Raw genomic sequence first — 18,590 nt, forward strand, 5'->3', positions numbered from 1 at the left:
CGTTTGTTGACAAGCGTTCGGGGCAGCCGCTTGGATGGACGCGTGCGTTATACCGATGCCCCCGCCCGCCGCGAGGAGCTGCTCCGACGGCTCTCCGCCGAGGGCTACGTGTCGTCGTCGCGCGTCGCGGAAGAGCTCGGCGTCTCCGAGATGACCATCCGCCGCGACCTCCGGCAGCTCGAAGGGGAGGGGCTCGCCCGGCGGGTGATCGGTGGCGCCAGCCTCCCGAACCTCGGCCACGGGCGCCCCTTCGACGAGCGTGCGGTCACGGGCAGCGGCGAGAAGCGCGCCATCGCCGAGGCCTGCCTCGACCTTCTCGACGGGGCCATCACGGTCGCCCTCGACGCGGGCACCACCGTCGCACCGCTCACCGGGATGCTGCGGCCCGGGACCACGATCGTGAGCCACTCCGCGCCGGTCATCCAGGCGGCGATCGAGCGCGACGACGTCGAACTGGTCGCCGTCGGCGGCGTCTACCAGAGCGAGACCCGGTCCTTCGCCGGCGCCACCGCACGCCGGACCATCGCCGACTACTCCGTCGACATCGCCGTCCTCTCGGCGACGGCGGTCGACACCACCGGCATCCTCTGCGCCAACGCGCTCGACGCCGAACTCAAGCAGGAGCTCGCCCGCGCAGCCCGCACTACCATCCTGCTGGTCGACCACTCCAAGCTCGGGGCGCGCGCCCCCATCCGCGTCGGCGGTCTGGACCTGGTGGATGTGATCCTCACCGACCCGGGCGCCGACCCCGACGACCTGCAGGCGCTGCGCGACGCCGGTGCGACCGTCGTGGTCGCCGGCGAGCACGTCGCGCCGGGCGCTCTGACCGCCGGCACCGCCATGACCGCCGGCACCGCCCCCGCCGACGCACCGGGGGTCGGTGTCTCGTGATGCGGCTCGGCGCTGTCGCCGACGACGTCACCGGAGCCTGCGACCTGGCGGGACGCGTCGCCGAAGCGGGGCTTCCCGCGAGCGTGCTGCTCGGCATCCCGCGCACCGACACATCCCGTGATGACGTCTTCCCCTCGGCCGGTTCGTCGTGCGCGGTCGTGGCCCTGAAGGTTCGGACCGCGCCCGTGGCACACGCGGTCGCCGCCTCGTCGGAGTCCGCGCGTTTCCTCGTCGGTGCGGGCGCGACACTGCTGTACCAGAAGTACTGCTCGACCTTCGATTCGACGCCGGAGGGCAACATCGGGCCGATCGCGGACGCGCTCGCGGCCGTCGCCGCAGAGAGCGCCGCGCCTGACGCGCCGTCGCCCGTGACCATCGGCACGCCCGCCACCCCGGACGCCGCCCGCACCCAGTACCAGGGCGTGCTCTTCGTCGGCGGCGTGCCGCTCGCCGAGTCCCCGATGCGCGACCACCCGCTGACGCCCATGCGCGACTCGAACGTCGTCCGGCTGCTCGCCCCGCAGACCCCCGCGCCCGTCTCGCTGGTGCGCTGGCAGGACGTGCAGCGCGGGACCGACGCGGTCGTCGATCTCATCGGCGACGGACACACCCTCGTCGACGCCCTCACCGAAGACGACCTCGACACCGTCGCGGAGGCCGTCCTCCGTGTGGCCGCCGAGCGTCCCGTCGTCGCGGGCGGCGGGGCCGGAGTCGGCACGGCGCTGGCGCGTGTCGCGGTCCGCACGACCGAGACCACCGAGGGCGACGCCGCGACGGGCCCGGATGCATCGGTCTTCGCCGCGAGCGGCGCACCGCATTCGACGCGAGCCGCTGCGTCCCTTCCGGACGTACCCGTGACCGGAAGACTCATCCTGGCCGGGAGCGCCTCCGCCGCCACCCGCGGTCAGATCGCGGCCTTCACCGGCGAGCGCCACGAGCTGCAGCCGCTCGACCTCGCGCGCGACCCCGGCACGCTCGACCGGCTCCGCCGTTCCCTCGCGAATCGCACCGACCGGCTCGCGCCCGTCCTTGTGCATGCGTCGCCGGATGTGGCGACAGCGCAGCGCGAGCTGGGCGCCGACCGCGCGGCGGCGCTCCTGGAGGACGCCCTCTCCGCCCTCGCCGCCTGGGCCGTCGACGAGCAGAACGTCAGTCATCTGCTCGTCGCCGGGGGCGAGACCTCCGGCGCCGTGACCGCCCGCCTGGGCATCGAGCGGCTGCGGATCGGTGTGCAGGCCGCCCCCGGAGTGCCGTGGGCCGTCGCCTCCACCGGCTCGGGCCGCACTGTCGCCGTGCTGCTCAAGTCGGGCAACTTCGGCCGCCCTACCCTGTTCACCGACGCGTGGGAGGTCGCACCGTGACGCGCTCCGACGACACGGTCCTGCGGGAGAGGGGTGCGCGCGAGGCCGAGGCCCGCGCGGCGGTCGTCCGCGCCTGCCGCCACCTCTCGGCGGCCGGTCTGTCGCCTGGAAGCTCGGGCAACGTGAGCGTGCGCGTCGGCTCCCGCATCATCGCGACGCCCACCGGCTCCTCGCTCCGCTCCGTGACCGAGGAGCAGCTGGCCGCGACGCCCGCCGATCAGGAGGGCGCGCCGCGACCCACCAAGGAACTGCCCCTCCACGCCGCGATGTACGCCGCGCATCCCGACGCCACCGCGGTGGTCCACCTCCACTCCCCGTACGCCACGGCGATCGCCTGCCTCCCGGCCACGGAGACGGGGTTCGCCCAGCTTCCCCCGCTGACGCCGTATCGCGTGATGCGGCTCGGGGATGTTCCCCTGGTCGCGTACGCGCCTCCGGGAAGCGCTGAACTCGCGGCGGGCGTCGCAGCGGCCGCGCCCGGGCATCCTGCTCTGCTGCTCGCCAACCACGGCCCCGTGGTCGCCGCCGCGACCCTCGACGGGGCGATCGACCTGGTGGAAGAGCTCGAGACGGCCGCCCAGCTGACGCTCCTGCTGAAGCAGGCTCCGGCCGTCCCGCTCGACGCGGCGGCGATCGCCGCGCTCACCCCGCCGGGCCGCTGAGCCGCCGTTCCGCCCCACGCACCCCTCCCCACATCCCACACCCGCTCGATCCCCCCTCAGGAGCACTCGTGTCCAGCGTCCGCGCTGCTCGTCCGTCCGCCTCCCGTCCGCCCTCGCGCACGCCGCGCGGCGCCCGCATCCCCGCTGCCCGGCCCTCCGAACGGCACCTGTCGTCGGTGCCGCGGTTCCTGCTGTGGCAGGCTGCGCGACAGCCCGCCAGCCTCGGCGCCGGCATGCTGTTCGGCGTCGTGTGGATGCTGTGCCAGGCCGTCTGGCCCTACCTGCTCGGCCGCGCGGTCGACGAGGGCGTCTCCGGCGACTCCGGCCGCCTGTGGACCTGGTGCGGCGCGCTGCTGCTCGTCGCGGTCGTGCAGGCGATCACCGGGATGCTGCGTCATCGGATGGCGGTCTCGAACTGGCTGCGCTCGTCGCTGGGCGTCGCCCGGCTGATCGGCTACCACTCCGCCGAGACCGGTCCGGCGATCACCGCCACGACCTCGTCGGGCGAGATCGTCGCGACCGTGAGCACCGACTCGCTGCGGCTGGGTGCGATGTACGAGGTCACCGCCCGGCTCGGCGGCGGCGTCGTCGCGTTTGTCGTCGTATCGGTCATCATGCTGTCCGCCAGCGTTCCCCTCGGCCTCGCCGTCGTCATCGGCGTCCCGGCCGTGGCCGCCGTGCTCGCCCTGCTGCTGCGGCCGCTTCGCGCACGGCAGGCCGTGTGGCGCGAGGAGTCCGGCGGCCTCACCACCCTCGGCGCCGACACGGTCGTCGGCCTGCGCGTGCTGCGCGGCATCGGCGGCGAGCAGGAGTTCGTCGAGCGGTACGCCACCCAGTCGCAGCGGGTGCGCGCGGCCGGGGTCGGCGTCGCCAAGACGCAGAGCTGGCTCGACGGACTGCAGGTGCTGCTGCCCGGCGTCTTCCTGGTCTTCATCGTCTGGTTCGGAGCCCACCTCGCCGTCGACGGCACGATCACGCCCGGCCAGCTGACCGCCTTCTACGGCTACGCGACGTTCCTCGTGCTCCCGCTGCGCACCGCGGTCGAGGCCGCGCAGACCTTCACCGCCGGGGTCGTCTCCGCCCGCCGCGTGCTCTCCGTGCTCCGCACGCGGCCGGCCGCGCAGGACGCCGACGAGACCGCGGAGGCGCCGGCCTGGGGATCGGCGATCGAAGACCTCGCCTCCGGTGTCGTCATCCCGCCCGGCCGGTTCACCGCGATCGTGGATGCGAGCCCCGACGAGGCCGCCGCCATCGCGACCCGCATCGGCCGCTTCGACGACGCCGTGCACCGCGAGGCGCCCGTACTGTGGGGCGGCGTCGACCACACCCGCGTCCCGGTCCGCGACGTGCGCCGGCGCATCGTCGTGAACGACGCGAACCCGCACCTGTTCGGCGGTCGCCTGCTGGACGGCCTGGACACGCTGCCCGTGCGCGACGAGGAGACGGGCCGCCGGCGCGAGGACGACACCTCCACCGGGCGCATGCGCCGGGTCTCCGCCGCGCTCGACGCGGCGGCGGCGACCGAGACCGTCGACGCGCTGCCCGAGGGCGTGCACGAGCGCGTCGCCGAGCGCGGCCGCACCTTCTCCGGCGGCCAGCGGCAACGTCTCAGCCTCGCCCGCGCACTCCTCACCGACGCCGAGGTGCTCGTTCTCATCGAGCCGACGAGCGCGGTGGATGCGCACACCGAGTCGCAGATCGCCGAGCGGCTTCGGGAAGCCCGCGAGGGGCGCACGACCGTCGTCGTCACCGCCAGCCCGCTGCTCCTCGACCGGATGGACACCATCGCGGTGGTGCGGAAGGGCCGGGTCGTCGGAACCGGGACGCACCAGCAGCTGCTGCGCCAGGAGGACGACCTCGGCGACCTGTACCGCGCGATCGTCTCGCGCACCATCTCCGCCGCCGAGCCGGCCGAGGGCGAAGACCTCGACGCCGCCTGGACCGGGTCCATCGACGCGCTCTGGACGGCGACGCATCCCGTGACGGCGCAGCGTCCGGAGGGCGGCCGCACGGCCAAGAAGGCGAAGAAGAAGGACAAGCGGAAGAAGGGAACGGGCGATGCTGCTGCCGATCGCTAGCACCAGGACGGTCCGGGAGACCGGCGCGCGTCTCATCCGCCAGCATCGCGGCGGCCTGTCCGTCGTCCTGGCGCTGCACACCCTCGCCGCGGTCGCCGGTCTCGCCGGACCGGCCCTCATCGGCGTCATCATCGACGGCGTCACCGGCCATACCCTCGCCAAAAGCGGGATCGACACGATCGCGCTCATCCTGCTCGTCGCCATCGTCTGCCAGGCCGTCCTGATCCGGTTCGCCCAGCGGCAGTCGATGATTCTCGGCGAGGGCGTCTTCGCGCAGCTGCGGGAGGAGTTCCTCGCGACCGTCGCACGGCTCCCGCTCTCCACCGTCGAGGCGGCGGGAACGGGCGACCTGCTCGCGCGGACCACCAACGACATCCAGTCGGTCGCCCAGACCGTGCGGTTCGGCGTCCCGCGCATCCTCGTCGCCAGTGTCACGGCGGTGCTGACGGTCGTCGCGGCGTTCCTGGTGAACCCGGCCGTGGCCGTCGCCACGTTCGCCGGCGTGCCGATCCTCGTGATCGCGGCGCGCTGGTACCTCAAGCGCTCGGGGCCGGGCTACCAACGCCAGCTTGCCTCCTACGCCACCCTCGGCGGCACGATCAGCGAGACCGTGGACGGCGTGCGCACCATCGAGGCGCTCAGCCTCGCCCCAGCGCAGCGCGCCAAGATCGACGCAGCACTCCGCGAGCGCCGCGAGTCGGAGTGGTACACGCTCTGGCTGCGCTCCTGGTTCTTCCCGAGCACCGACATCGCGTTCCTGCTCCCGGTCATCGTCGTCATCGCGTGGGGCGCGTTCCTCGTCGGCAGCGGCGCGGCCACCATCGGCGCCGTCACCGCCGTCGCCCTCTACGCGATGCAGCTGGTGTCGCCGGTCGACGAGCTGATCAGCTGGCTGGACGAGATCCAGGTCGGCACCACCGCGCTCTCGCGCATCATCGGCGTCGCCGACGTACCGGAGGACCGCCACGCGACCGGCGAGCAGCCGGCCGACGAGCACGTGCTCGCAGAAGACGTGCGCTTCTCCTACCGCGAAGGCACCGAGGTGCTGCACGGCGTCACCCTCGACCTGGCCGTCGGCGAGCGCCTCGCGATCGTCGGGCCGTCCGGATCGGGCAAGTCGACGCTCGGCCGCCTGATGGCCGGCATCACCGAGCCGACCGGCGGACGTATCACCGTCGGCGGTGTCCGGCTGGTCGACCTCCCGCTCGACGACCTCCGCAGCCACGTCGCCCTCGTCACCCAGGAGCACCACGTCTTCGTCGGCACCATCGCCGAGAACCTGTCGCTCGCGAAGCCGGGCGCCGGTCGCGACGAGCTCGCCCGGGCGCTTCGGGTGGTGGATGCGCTGCGCTGGGTCGCCGCGATGCCGAAGGGCCTCGACACGGTCGTCGGCTCCGGCGGCGTCGTCCTCACCCCGGCGCAGGCGCAGCAGCTCGCGCTCGCCCGGCTGGTGCTGCTCGACCCGCACACGCTCATCCTCGACGAGGCGACCTCCCTGCTCGACCCCACCGCCGCCCGCGACCTGGAACGCGCGATGAACCGGGTGCTCGAGGGCCGGACCGTCGTCGCGATCGCCCACCGCCTCCACACCGCCCACGACGCCGACCGCATCGCCGTGGTGCGCGACGGTCACGTGGACGAGCTGGGCAGCCACGAGGAGCTGGTGGCCGCCGGCGGCGCGTACGCGGAACTGTGGGCGTCGTGGCACGGGGGCGAGCGGTGAGCGCCGCCGGACGGCCGGGCGCGCTCGCGTGGCGCGGCGTCGTCGAGGGTTTCTACGGCGAGCCGTGGTCGCATAGCGACCGGCTCGCCTGGTTCGAGCGCGGCGGCGCGATCGGGCTCGACCGCTACCTGTACGCCCCCAAGGACGACCCGTGGCACCGCGACGAGTGGCGGGAGCCGTATCCCGCCGACCGGCTGGCCGACCTGGCCGAGCTGAACCGGGCCGCCGCCGACCGGGGCGTGCTGTTCGTCTACGCGATCTCTCCCGGCCTCTCGATGCGCTTCGACGACGATGCCGAGCATGAAGCGCTCGCCGCGAAGTGCCGTCAGTTGCTCGGCGCGGGCGTCCGCTCGTTCGCCCTCCTCTTCGACGATGTGCCGATGGATGAGCCCGAAGCGCTCGGCCGCGCCCACGGCGAGGCGGCGGCCCGGTTCGAGCGCAACTTCCTCCGCCCGGCCGGCATCCACGAACCCGTCCTGCTCTGTCCGACCGACTACGCCGGCGTCGAGCGGACCCCCTACCGCGTCGGGCTCGCCGAGACGCTCCCCGCCGACGCGCGCCTGCTCTGGACGGGCGCCGACATCGTGGTCGGGGAGGTGACGGCCGCCGACATCACCCGGGCGGTCGAGAGCTTCGGCCGCGAGCTGGTGCTCTGGGACAACTTCCCCGTCAACGACTTCGACCGCTCGCGCGTCTTCCTCGGTCCACTCACTGGCCGCGAGGTCGCGCCCGGCCTCGTCGGAATCGCCGCCAACCCCATGGTGGAGGCCGCGCCCTCCCGCTTCGCGCTGGAGACCGTGGCCGAATGGGCGGCGGACCCGGACGGCTACGACGCATCCACCGCGGCCGAGCGCGCGTACCTCGCGGTCGCCGGCGACGACCCCGGGCTCCGGACGCTGGTGCGCGCGTGCAGCGCCTGGCCGCCGGGCGCCCCGCGCTGGCCCGACCTCGACGCCGCCGTCGACGCCGGACGATGGGATGCGGCAGGCAGCCTGCTCTCCGGGCTCGCCTCGACGCGCGGAACGACATCCACCCCGGCCGATCTCGCGGCCCAGCTGGAGCCGTGGATCGTCGCGGCGCGGGCCGCCGGGGCCGCCGGCGTGCTCGCATGCCGTGTGCTGGACGGTTCCGGCACGGGCGCAGAAGGCGGCGGCCCCGGAGACGCCGCCGCGCTCCTAGCCGCCCGCCGCGAACTGGAAGCCGAGTTCGCCGACGTGGCCCGTGGCGCTGTCCTCGCGCTCATCGACACTGCGCTCGAACGCCTGGGCGTCGAAACCCGTCGCACCTACGGCGACGGCGCGCTCGTCGCCGTGCTCAGCGGGCCGAACCCATCGCCGGGAGACCGCGAGCTCGTCGAGTTCCTCGGCCGGTCCGGGATGCGCGCGCAGCTCGGCGACGACCCGGACGCCGACCTGGTCATCGTGACCCGGCGTGCGTCCGAGGAGGCCGCCCGTGCCGCCGCCTCCCGCCCCGTACCGCTGCTCGCGTGGGGGCATCTGGTCGCGATCGGGCTGGCGTCGGCGTCCTCCGTCCCGCTGTCGGCGGACCGCATCCGCATCACCGCCGCCGAGCACCCGGCGGCTGCCGGTCTGGACGGCGAGGTGGTCGTCTTCCGCGGGCGTACCAAGCTGACCGTCGGCGATCTGCCCGCAGCCGCGGATGTCGTCGCGCGCGACCCCGAATCGGGTCGCGCGGTCATCGGCTTCACGCCGGCCGGCGCTCCTCTCGCGGACGGCACACGTGCTCCCGCGGCGCGGGCCACATTCTTCCTGGCGGCAGACGGCCTGGCACCGTGGCTCGTCACCCCCGAGGCGCGCGCCCTGCTGCTGGCAACCGTCCGCACCCTCCTCCCCTGACCCCCTCCCCCCGCAGATTCGTGCCGAATGTGCGGTATGGCGAGCCGTTAGCGCGCATTCGGCACGAATGTCGCGTAGGCGGCGGCGGAACGCACTGCCACGCGAGCGGCTTAGAGTAATGCGTGTATGGCTGAGCATCCTCCCGCATCCCTCTCCGACCAGCCCGAACCCGTTGTCGTCACCCACGACCCCGGTTCCGGCGCGCCCCGGTTCGCCCGCGACGACATCGTGCTACGCAAGGGGCTCTTCACGCTGGTCTCCGGCCCCTTCACGCCGCGGGAGTCCATGATCGAAGACCTCCTCGCCGTGCGCGACGCCCTCGACGCCGCCGGGCTCGAGTACCTGCTCGTTCGCGACGACGACAACCGCCTGATCGTGGCGCTGGACCGCCGGCGCCGCAAAGAGGTCTCGGCGGCCCTCGCGTCAGCGTTCGCCGACGAGCCCTTCTACTCCCGCAGCATCGACCCAGAGAAGGACGAGCACGGCGATGACCTGCTCATCGCCGACGGCCGCCTCTCCCGCCGGAAGGCCGACATCCTGCGGCTCTACCGCCCTCGGCTCGAGCCCATCGGCCGGCTGCGCTACGGCGCCGAGACCGCGTTCCAGTTCGAGTTCTGGCGGTTCGGCGACGATGAGATCACCGCACCGCGGGAGAACGCGCTCATGCGGCCGCGCCTGCCCCGCAGCGAGGCGGTCGAGGCCGAAGTGGAGCTGTACGGACGGCGCTGGCGCACCCTCCAGCACATGTTCGACCCGCTGGCGAGCGACATCGCCTTCGACGTCGACATCGTGTTCTCGTGGGTCGACGGCTCCAGCGCCGAATACCAGCGGCAGCGGGCCGCGCGGATGGCGGCCTACGTCGTCGGGGAGGGCGACGACAACGAAGCCCGCTTCCGGCAGATCGACGAACTCAAGTACGCTCTCCGCAGCGTCCACATGTTCGCGCCGTGGATCCGGAACATCTACATCGCGACCGACTCCCCGGTTCCGCCGTGGCTCGATCCGGAGCATCCGCGCATCCACATCATGCGGAGCGAGGACTTCTTCGCCGACACCTCCACACTGCCCACGCACAACTCGCACGCTGTCGAGAGCCAGCTGCACCACATCCCGGGCCTGTCGGAGCACTTCCTGTACAGCAACGACGACATGTTCATCGGCCGTCCGCTGTCGCCCGACGTGTTCTTCTCGCCGGGCGGCATCACCAAGTTCGTCGAGGCCGGCACCCGCATCGGGCTCGGCGAGACCGACCCGGCGCGCAGCGGATTCGAGAACGCGGCTCGCGTGAACCGCCGCCTGCTGTGGGAGCGGTTCGGCGCCGTCACGACGCGCCACCTCGAGCACTGCGCGGCCCCGCTGCGCATCAGCGTTCTGCAGGAGATGGAGCGCGAATTCGCCGAGGACTTCCGGCGCACCGCGGCCAGCCCGTTCCGCTCGGCGACCGACATCTCGGTCACCAACTCGCTGTACCACTACTACGCGCTCATGACCGGGCGCGCGGTGACGCAGACGCAGGCGAAGGTGCTCTACATCGAGACGACGCTGCGGCAAGCGCCCGACATGATGCGGCGCCTCCTGAAGCGCCGCGACCAGGACATGTTCTGCCTGAACGACGGCTCGAAGCCGGAGATCAGCCCCGAGGAGCGGACGCGGATCGTGACCGACTTCCTCGAGCGCTACTTCCCGTTCCCCGCCCCGTGGGAGCGCCCCGGCACCTGAGACCCGCTCCCGCCGCCGCCCGGGGTGGCTACGATTTGCGCCAAATCTCGGTTATGGCGCGTCCATAACCACGATTTGGCGCAAATCTCGGTCCGGACAGGGGCGCGGGCGCGACGGTCAGGCGAGGACCGCGATGGGCTCGGTGGGGGTCTCGTTGCGCGGCGCCGGGGGGATGCGGATGCCGTCGGCAGCCAGTCGCCGCGCCGACTCCTCGGGGTCCACGTAGTCGAGCGTCGGGTAGTGGCCGAGCGGCACCACGGAGTGCAGCACCGTGTTCGGGTACACGTGCACCAGGTTGAAGGCGAGCGCCCCATCCCGGCCGCGCGTGCCTCCCACGGGCACGTTGAGGTCCTGCGTGTAGCAGCTTGCGGACGACACCGACACGGGGATGCCCGCGAAGGTCGCCGTCGACGAGTAGTGCAGATGCCCGGCGAGGATGCTGCGCACGTCGCTGCCCTCCAGCACCTCGCGCAGCTGCGACTGGTCGCGCAGCTCCACGGAGACGGCGAGGTCGAGAACGCTCGGGATGGGCGGGTGGTGCATTGCGAGAATGGTGCCCTCCGGCGCCGGCATCGCCAGCTCGGCCGCCAGCCAGTCCAGCTGCGATTCGCTGACGTCGCCGTAGTGGTGTCCGGGCACAGTCGAGTCGAGGACGATGACGCGCAGGCCGCCGAGCCAGTACACGTCGTCGACCGGTGACGTGTCGCCGAGCTCGTCGCGGAGGCCCTGCCGGAACGACGCACGATCGTCGTGGTTGCCCATCACCCAGATGACGCGGGCGCCCATCCGCTCGGCCGCCGGGTCGACGAGGGCGCGCAGCCGCGCATAGGCGTCGGGCTGACCGCGGTCGGCGAGATCGCCGGTGAAGACGATCGCCTCCGGCCTGCCACCGGACGCCTCGACCTCCGCGAGAAGGGCGCGGAGGTGCTGTTCGCTGTCGACGGTGCCGTAGAGCTGTTCGCCTCCCGCCAGCAGATGGGTGTCGCTGATGTGGAGGAGGAAGTGGTCCGGCCGCGGGTATTCCGCGATTCGCGTCTTCACGGGGCTATCACACCACCTACGTCTGAACGGACCGTGAACGCTCACGGTGTGCCGCCTGCATTCGTTTCACGCCAGATCCGCCGGTTCGGCGTTCCAGGCCTCGACGCGCACGGGCATTCCGGCGGTCGCAGCAAGCGTCCGCTCCTCCCCAGGGAGCAGCGGTCGGGGGTCGCCGCCGACGCTCAGGATGCCGGGCGCACCGACCGGCCGTGGGTCCGTCAGCCGCACGGTCAGGGCGGCCTGCGGGCCGTCATTGCGGACGCGCACGGCTCCCGTTGCATCCCGCGCGACGGTCAGCACGGGCGCCGGCACGTCGAAGAGCGCAGCCCAGTCCGCGGTCGTCGTGGCGAGCATCCGTTCGCGGTCGAGCTCGCGGCCGTCCGCATCCCGCCACTCCGCCTCCCACAGGAACACCTCTGGCAGATCGGCGGTCGCGATTTCCAGCGTCCCGACGGGTTCGGGGTACCGCACAGCGCCCACGCGCACCTCGCGCGAGGCGAGCACGGCGCCGTCCAGGCCGCGAGCGCGCAACGTCAACTCGGAACCGGGCGGCACCGGATCCTCGGCCCACAGCCACGCGCCGACCGTCGCGACCGCCTCGCCGTCCCACACAGCGCGCGTCACGCGGAGCGTCGCACGTCGCCGCTCGTACGCGCGGGCGACAGCGAAGTACGCGGGCTTCGGATCGCCCCGGAAGTCGACCGCCGCCGTGCACCACGCGTTCGGGTAGCTCTCGTTGAGCTGCCACGGCAGCACCATGCTGCAGCGCGGCGAGCGCCGCCGGTCCGCCTCGACCGCGTACTGCAGCCCGGTGGCCTGGAGCAGCTGGGATGCGCAATTCAGCGTCTCGAGCGTGTCCGGACGCCCACCGAACAGCTCGACCACCTGGTCGGCGTTGTTCCACCACTCCCCGAGGTGCCGGTACACCGGGTTCGTCCGGTTCGCGGGCCAGCGATCCGCCTCGGGCACGAGCGCTTCGAGCGAGCGCAGGTTCGTCATCCCCTCAACCCCGAACTCGGTGTGCGCGAGGTTCGTTCCGGCGTTGCCGAGCGTGTACTGGCCGACGAGACCCTGGTGCTCCCACGGCCCGTGGACGTCATGCTGTCCGTCTGGGTTCGCCGCGATGCGGTCCAACCGGTTGTGAAACTCTGGACCGGTCGGCGAGGTCGGCAGCCAGCTACGGCCCGGATCGAGCCGCGCGACCGCGGCGGAGAGAGCGGCCAGCACGGGCGAACGGTCGTCGGAGAGCGGCACCCCGCCGTCGTCGAGCTCGTTCCCGCCGCCCCAGAGCAGCAGCGATGGATGGTGCACCCGGGTCGGGATGAGCGCCTCGGCCTCCGCACGCATCAGCGCCACGAACTCCGGGTCGGTGCTGGGCGCGCTCTGCATCCCGGAACTCGACTGCGAGAACTCCTGCCAGACCAGCAGCCCGAGACGGTCGCAGGTGGTGTAGAAGTGCTCGGTCTCGATCAGACCGCCACCCCAGACGCGCATCAGCCGAGCGCCGGAGGCCGCCGCCAGGCCGAGCAGGCGCTCGACCGTGCCCTTGTCGATCGATCCGAAGAGAGTGTCGGCGGGCGTCCAGTTCCAGCCGAGCAGCGGGACGGGGACACCGTTCACGACGGCCGTGTACGGGAGGGCGTCCGCCGGAGCGCCCGGGTTCGGCACAAGCGCTGCCGCCCGGAACCCGACCCGGCGCTCGGTGCGGTCGGTCTCGCCCTCCTCGTCCACGAGAACGACCGTGACCGTGTACAGCGGCTGGCCGCCGACCGTGTTCGGCCACCATAACTCCGGGTCCGGGATGCGCACCTCCGCCGACCCGTCGGCCGCGGGGATGCTGCGCTCGGCCACCGGGCGTCCGTCGCGCTCGACCGTGACCGTCACGGTCAGTGCCGCGTCCGACCGCTCCGCCGGTGGCGCGTCCCACGCGACGGCGACGACACCGTCCACGCCCGAGCCCACACCACCCGGCTGCTCGGTCACCGACGCACGGACCGTCACGTCGCCGAACAGGGCACGCCCGACGCGCAGGCGAACGCTCTTCCAGACGCCCTGGTGCCGCAGCCGCGGCGAGAAGTCCCAGCCGTAGCCGAGCCGCGGGGTGTGCACCCGCACCCGCTCGGTCCGTCCGACCTGCGGCTCGGAGTCCGGCGCGGGATGCACGCGCAGGGCCAGCTTGTGCCGCCCGGCCGAACGGAGGGATGCGTCCAGCGGCACCCGCAGGCGGTGGTACAGCCCCCGCACCGAGCCGATGCGCTCTCCGTCCCAGTACACGTCGGCTCCCGGGTCCACGCCGTCGAACTCGAGCACCGCCACGCCGTCGGCCGCGCGCACATCGAGCTCCACCGCCCGCCGGTACACCCACGACCGCTCGGCCACCCACTCCGCCGCGCGCGAGTTGCGGCCGACGCGCGGATCGGGCAGCTCGCCCGCGCGGTGTAGGTCGTCGATGACCGCGCCCGGCACGCGGGCGGGCAGCCAGCCGGGCGCCGCCGCGATCGCCGCGGACGCCTCCGCCACGTTGTTCCCGGCCTCCGGCAGCGGTGCCCCCAGGTACCACTCGGCGGTGTCGCCCAGGGCTTCGCGGATGGTCCAATCGCTGCCGTCGAGGGTGATCGTCGTTGAGCTCACCCCACGATCATGCCGAATCTGGGAACGATTCCAGAAATTTGCCCGAAGGACTATCTACTGCTCCCGAGCAGAAGGTACGCTTTCGTGGTTCGCGCGCATCGAATACCAGGCAAGGAGGCCTTGACAGGCATGTCCCACCCACTCGCTGTCGCAGCGATCGGCTTCTGGCACGTCCACGCGGGCGACTACGTGCGCAACGTCCAGCAGCATCCCGACACCACCCTCGTCGCCGTCTGGGACGACGACGAGCAGCGCGGCCGTGCGGCCGCCGACGAGTTCGGCGTGGAGTTCGTCGCCGACCTCGACGAGCTGCTCGCCCGCCCCGAACTCGACGCGGTGACCATCACCACGGCGACCGACCAGCACCGCGACGTCATCGGACGCGCCATCGCGGCCGGCAAGCACGTCTTCACCGAGAAGATCCTCGCCCCGACGGTCGCCGAAGCGGAGGAACTGGTCGACCTGGCCCGGGAGGCCGGCGTCGCACTCGTGGTATCCCTCCCCCGGCTCTCCGACGACTACACGGTCGCCATCGAGCGCATCCTTGACGACGGCACCCTCGGCGAGCTGACGTACTCCCGCGTGCGCCTCGCGCACGACGGCTGGGTCGCCGGCTGGCTGCCGGAGCAGTTCGCCGACCCGGCGGCCGCGATCGGCGGCGCCCTCACCGACCTGGGGTGTCACCCGGCGTACCTGACGCGGCTGTTCCATCGCGCCGAGCCGCTCACCATCTCGGCCGCCTACGGGCACGTCACCGACCGCGCGGTCGAAGACAACGCGGTCGTCACGGCCGAGTTCCCCGGCGGCCGCATCGGCGTCTTCGAGGCGAGCGTGGTGACCACGCCCGGCGCGTTCACGATCGAGCTGCGCGGCACCGCCGCGACGGTCATGTTCGGCTTCGGCGGCGAGCGCCTCCTCGCGAAGGGCGGCGCGTTCGGCGACGAGTGGCAGGAGCTCCCCCTCCCCGAGCGGCGGCCCGGCGCGTTCGCGCAGTGGGTGCAGCACATCCACGACGGCACGACCGCCGACGACAACCTGCGTCACGCCGTCGAACTGACCCGCATGGTCGTCGCCGCCAACGAGTCGGCCGCCACGGGTCGCGCGGTCGCACTGACCGGACAGCCGGCGCCGGTCGCCTGACCCGACCCACCATCCCCACTCTCCCCCCCTTTCCGTGCATCCGCACGCCCATCCACTTCTCCGAAGGAGCATCACCATGCCCAGCACCACCGTCCGTATCGGTCTCATCGGAGCCGGCGGCATCGCCGGAGCCCACGTCGCCGGCTACCTCCGCAACCCGGAGACCGTCACGTTCGCCGCCGTCGCCGACCCGGTCCGCGAGGCCGCCGAGCGCCGGGCCGGCGACAGCGGGGCCGAGGTCTACGCCGACTACGCGACCATGCTCGCCGAGGCCGACATCGACGCCGTCGACATCTGCCTGCCGCACCACCTGCACAAGGATGCGATCGTCGCCGCCGCCCGCGCCGGCAAGCACATCCTGTGCGAGAAGCCGCTGTGCCTCACACCGGAGGAGGCCGCCGAAGTGGATGCCGCGGTCGCCGAAGCCGGCGTCACGCTGATGTGCGCGCACAACCAGCTTTTCCTCCCCGCCGTCGCCACGGCCAAGGAGCTCATCGACTCCGGCGTGCTCGGCCGGGTCTACGAGGTGCGCACCACCGACAGCTTCTACAACGACTTCGACCCGTCGAACATGGGATGGCGGGCCCACGCATCCACGAGTGGCGGCGGCGAGCTGATCGACACCGGCTACCACCCGACGTACCTCCTGCTGCACCTCGCGGGCGGGTCGCCGGTCGAGGTGACCGCGATGCTCGCCACCCACCGCCTCTCGTTCATGGAGGGCGAGGATTCCGCGCAGGTGCTGGTCCGCTTCGACAACGGCGTGATCGGCAGCCTCGTCACCAGCTGGGCCTACCAGCCGGCGGACGGCACGGAGAAGTTCTCGGTGGTCGGCGAGCTGGGCAGTCTCGCCAGTGACGGCACGTCGCTCAGCTACCGGCTGCGCGGCGAGTCCGAGCCGACGGTGCTCGAGCTGGCGCCGGTGCACGAGTTCCAGGAAGAGGTGGGCCACTTCGCTCGCAGCATCCTCGACGGCACGCGCCCGCTTCACACGCAGAAGGAGGGGATCGAGGTGCTCGGCATCATCCTCGCCGCCTACGAATCGGCGCAGAACCGCACGATCGCGCCGGTCCGCTCGGTGCGCGAGCTGGTGACCGCCTCCACACCCGAGAACTGAGTTTCGAGAAAATTCACCCTGGGGTGAATTCAGGTATATCCAGGCGGTCGGCCGCGGAGTTACAGTTCAGCATGAGCATGCAGCGGACGGGGGCCCGCAACCGGTCACTGGAGCCCCATCGTCAAGATGATTTCGTCGCCGTCCCGTACCTGCGACAGGGCCAGCTGATCTCCCTGATCCGTTGGTCGCTCGTCGGAGGGGAGTGGAAGTACACCACGATCCTCGCGGAGTACCTCCATCGCGACGAAGGGTCGTGGTACCTCGTCATCAACGGCAGCCGCGCCAAGCTCGACCGCTCCGAGTGGGCGATCTTCAACTGACAGTCCGACCTCTCCGCCGAAGGCTCTCTCGGCGGAGAGGTCGCGGCACCGCCCCGCGCCGCCTCCCGCTCCACCGCGGGCCCCGGCGGTACTGTTCCCCCTGTGACCCAGACCGAGAACCGGGAGCGGTCGGCCCAGCCGGAGCATCGCTGGCCCGCCGTGATCGCTACGCTCGTCGCCCTCGCGGCGTACGCGTTCCTGCCCAGCGTCGTCCCCCTGCTGGAGCGCTACGCCGTCGTCGGGATCTGCATCCTCATGGTGGTCGCGCTGGTTCTCTACAACCCCCACCGGCTCAACCGGGAGTCGCGGTGGTCGCGCCGGGCGGAGATCGCCCTGGCGATCTTCATCCTGGTGGCCAACCAGATCGCGTTCGCGGAGACGGTGGTCCGCCTCCTCAACAAGCACGGCAACGGGTACGAGCTGCTGCTCGCCTCGATGCAGGTGTGGCTGACCAACGTGATCGCCTTCGCCCTGGTGTTCTGGGTCCTCGACCGCGGAGGTCCCGTCGCTCGCGCGACCGTTCCTCGGCCGAAGCTGGCGCTGGCGGACTTCCGGTTCCCGCAGGACGAGGACCACGACGCGGTGGACGAGGTGGCGCGCGGGTCCAGCAAGCAGGCGGACTGGGTGCCGAACTACATCGACTACTTCTACTTCTCGCTGTCGAACTCGATGGCGTTCAGCCCGACCGACACCATGCCGCTGACCCACCGCGCGAAGCTGCTGATGTCGCTAGAGTCGTTCGCCGGTTTCGCGCTCCTCGCCCTCGTGATCGCGCGTGCCGTCTCGCTGATCGGCTGAGCGGTGGGCGACCCCTCCTGTGGATGTCGTCCTCCTGCGTAATCAGCCGCTCCTTCCCGAGTCCTTATTAACGAGCGCTCAAGCGGAGGAGACCGTCGATGAACAAGGCCACCAGACGTCGCGTCGCACGGGTTGCCGCCGCCACCGCAGCCATCGCCGCGGTCCTCGGCGGAGCGAGTGGATGCGCGGGAGCGCCGTCGGCGCCGGCCGCCTCGACCTCGGCTCCCGCATCCACCGGTGCGTCGGTGTGGAAGCTGCCCTCAGGCCCGCGGATCGTGTTCCGGAACACCGCCCCCGGGCCCGACTCCGGGCTCGTCGCCTCCGTTCCCCTCTCGTCCCCGCAGTCGAAGAGGACCGTCTCCGACCTCGCCTGCGAGCGCGTCTACGCGACCCGCAAGGCGCTGTCGTGCATGAGCAAGAGCGGGACGAACCCGATCGGCTACCGCGAAACGCTGTACGACGCAGATGGGGTGGAGACGCGGTTCTGGCCGCTGCCCGGCGCCCCGAGCCGGACGCGCCTGTCGCCCGACTCCAAGCTGGCGGCCTGGACCTCCTTCGTCGAAGGCGAATCGTACGAGGGCGTGAAGTTCTCGACGCAGACCATCATCACGGCGCTCTACGGCACCTACTACGGCCCCCTCGACGCGTTCACCTTCCTCATCGACGCCAAGCCGTACACGGCCGTCGATCTCAACTATTGGGGAGTGACGTTCACCGACGACGGCAACACGTTCTATGCGACCGCCGCCTCGGCCGGGAGGACCTGGCTGGTCAAGGGCAACCTCCGCGGACGCACGCTGGTGGCCCTCCACGAGGGTGCCGAGTGTCCATCGCTGTCGCCCGACGGCACCCGAGTCGCGTACAAGAAGAACCTCGGGACGACGGATGCGCCGCGGTGGACGCTCGCGGTCCTCGACCTCGCGTCGGAGAAGGAGACGGTGCTTCCGCTCGAGGGGAACGTCGACGACCAGACCGAGTGGCTGGACGACCGAACGCTGCTGTTCGGCCTGCCCGCTGCGGGGAAGGACGGGGACTTCAACGTCTACTCGGCGCCGGCGGACGGTTCGGCGGCGGAGACACTGCTGATCGAGCACGCATGGTCGCCGTCGGTGGTGCGCTGAGCGCAGCGGACTGCCGGGGGGCGGGCCGCGGGCTGCCGGCAGTGGACCGCGAGCTGCCGGTCGCCGGGCTGGCGGCTGCCGGTCGCGCAGCCGCCGGTCGCGCGGCTGCCGGTCGCGCGGCTGCCGGTCGCG

14 protein-coding genes are annotated in these 18,590 nt (G+C 72.2%); 12 read left to right on the forward strand and 2 right to left on the reverse strand.

The features are described 5' to 3' along the window. Positions 1–42: 42 nt before the first annotated feature. From J2Y42_RS04035 to J2Y42_RS04065, 7 genes are all read left to right on the forward strand, one after another. Positions 43–891 carry a DeoR/GlpR family DNA-binding transcription regulator gene (locus J2Y42_RS04035; RefSeq protein ID WP_309855264.1) on the forward strand — a complete coding sequence of 283 codons (849 nt, stop codon included), beginning with the start codon at positions 43–45 and terminating at the stop codon, positions 889–891. Continuing rightward, positions 891–2,252 carry a four-carbon acid sugar kinase family protein gene (locus tag J2Y42_RS04040; RefSeq protein ID WP_309858014.1) on the forward strand — a complete coding sequence of 454 codons (1,362 nt, stop codon included), beginning with the start codon at positions 891–893 and terminating at the stop codon, positions 2,250–2,252. The genes J2Y42_RS04035 and J2Y42_RS04040 overlap by 1 nt, the downstream gene beginning before the upstream one ends. Beyond that, entirely contained in the window at positions 2,249–2,914 is a 666-nt protein-coding gene (locus J2Y42_RS04045; RefSeq protein ID WP_309855266.1) for a class II aldolase/adducin family protein, read from the forward strand. The genes J2Y42_RS04040 and J2Y42_RS04045 overlap by 4 nt, the downstream gene beginning before the upstream one ends. 68 nt (positions 2,915–2,982) lie before the next feature. After that, positions 2,983–4,992, forward strand: coding sequence for an ABC transporter ATP-binding protein (locus J2Y42_RS04050; protein ID WP_309855268.1), 2,010 nt, complete (start codon positions 2,983–2,985; stop codon positions 4,990–4,992). After that, positions 4,973–6,715, forward strand: a complete 1,743-nt coding sequence (locus tag J2Y42_RS04055) for an ABC transporter ATP-binding protein (RefSeq protein WP_309855270.1) — start codon at positions 4,973–4,975, stop codon at positions 6,713–6,715. Before J2Y42_RS04050 ends, J2Y42_RS04055 begins: the two co-directional genes overlap by 20 nt. Continuing rightward, positions 6,694–8,571, forward strand: a complete 1,878-nt coding sequence (locus J2Y42_RS04060; RefSeq protein WP_309855272.1) for a protein O-GlcNAcase — start codon at positions 6,694–6,696, stop codon at positions 8,569–8,571. Before J2Y42_RS04055 ends, J2Y42_RS04060 begins: the two co-directional genes overlap by 22 nt. 126 nt (positions 8,572–8,697) lie before the next feature. Next, entirely contained in the window at positions 8,698–10,290 is a 1,593-nt protein-coding gene (locus J2Y42_RS04065; RefSeq protein ID WP_309855273.1) for a stealth family protein, read from the forward strand. 117 nt (positions 10,291–10,407) lie between these two features. Here the strand turns inward: J2Y42_RS04065 and J2Y42_RS04070 are convergent, their stop codons facing one another. Together J2Y42_RS04070 and J2Y42_RS04075 are read right to left on the reverse strand one after the other, a co-directional pair. After that, positions 10,408–11,331: a phosphodiesterase gene (locus J2Y42_RS04070; RefSeq protein WP_309855274.1), complete on the reverse strand. Its 924-nt coding sequence runs from the start codon at positions 11,329–11,331 to the stop codon at positions 10,408–10,410. A 66-nt stretch (positions 11,332–11,397) separates the two neighbouring features. Next, positions 11,398–13,962 (reverse strand): glycosyl hydrolase 2 galactose-binding domain-containing protein, encoded by a 2,565-nt coding sequence (locus J2Y42_RS04075; RefSeq protein ID WP_309855276.1) that lies wholly within the window; start codon positions 13,960–13,962, stop codon positions 11,398–11,400. 129 nt (positions 13,963–14,091) lie between these two features. Between J2Y42_RS04075 and J2Y42_RS04080 the strand changes: the two genes are divergently transcribed. From J2Y42_RS04080 to J2Y42_RS04100, 5 genes are all read left to right on the forward strand, one after another. After that, positions 14,092–15,102, forward strand: a complete 1,011-nt coding sequence (locus J2Y42_RS04080; protein ID WP_309855279.1) for a Gfo/Idh/MocA family oxidoreductase — start codon at positions 14,092–14,094, stop codon at positions 15,100–15,102. 76 nt (positions 15,103–15,178) lie between these two features. After that, on the forward strand, positions 15,179–16,219 hold the full coding sequence (locus tag J2Y42_RS04085) for a Gfo/Idh/MocA family oxidoreductase (protein ID WP_309855281.1): 1,041 nt from the start codon (positions 15,179–15,181) through the stop codon (positions 16,217–16,219). 71 nt (positions 16,220–16,290) lie between these two features. Next, complete coding sequence (locus J2Y42_RS04090) at positions 16,291–16,539, forward strand: hypothetical protein (protein ID WP_309855283.1); 249 nt, start codon at positions 16,291–16,293, stop codon at positions 16,537–16,539. A 102-nt stretch (positions 16,540–16,641) separates the two neighbouring features. Beyond that, complete coding sequence (locus J2Y42_RS04095; RefSeq protein ID WP_309855284.1) at positions 16,642–17,337, forward strand: hypothetical protein; 696 nt, start codon at positions 16,642–16,644, stop codon at positions 17,335–17,337. Positions 17,338–17,435: 98 nt separating this feature from the next. Continuing rightward, positions 17,436–18,458 carry a hypothetical protein gene (locus tag J2Y42_RS04100; protein ID WP_309855286.1) on the forward strand — a complete coding sequence of 341 codons (1,023 nt, stop codon included), beginning with the start codon at positions 17,436–17,438 and terminating at the stop codon, positions 18,456–18,458. Positions 18,459–18,590 lie beyond the last annotated feature (132 nt).

Source organism: Leifsonia sp. 1010, assembly GCF_031455295.1.
In the GTDB taxonomy this organism is placed as follows: Bacteria; Actinomycetota; Actinomycetes; order Actinomycetales; family Microbacteriaceae; genus Leifsonia.

What these genes read in the sequence shown, in the direction of transcription:
- J2Y42_RS04055 (WP_309855270.1), top strand. Translation starts at nt 4,973, where the DNA reads ATGCTGCTGCCGATCGCTAGCACCAGGACGGTCCGGGAGACCGGCGCG.
- J2Y42_RS04090 (WP_309855283.1), top strand. Translation starts at nt 16,291, where the DNA reads ATGAGCATGCAGCGGACGGGGGCCCGCAACCGGTCACTGGAGCCCCAT.
- J2Y42_RS04100 (WP_309855286.1), top strand. Translation starts at nt 17,436, where the DNA reads ATGAACAAGGCCACCAGACGTCGCGTCGCACGGGTTGCCGCCGCCACC.
- J2Y42_RS04080 (WP_309855279.1), top strand. Translation starts at nt 14,092, where the DNA reads ATGTCCCACCCACTCGCTGTCGCAGCGATCGGCTTCTGGCACGTCCAC.
- J2Y42_RS04085 (WP_309855281.1), top strand. Translation starts at nt 15,179, where the DNA reads ATGCCCAGCACCACCGTCCGTATCGGTCTCATCGGAGCCGGCGGCATC.
- J2Y42_RS04040 (WP_309858014.1), top strand. Translation starts at nt 891, where the DNA reads ATGCGGCTCGGCGCTGTCGCCGACGACGTCACCGGAGCCTGCGACCTG.
- J2Y42_RS04065 (WP_309855273.1), top strand. Translation starts at nt 8,698, where the DNA reads ATGGCTGAGCATCCTCCCGCATCCCTCTCCGACCAGCCCGAACCCGTT.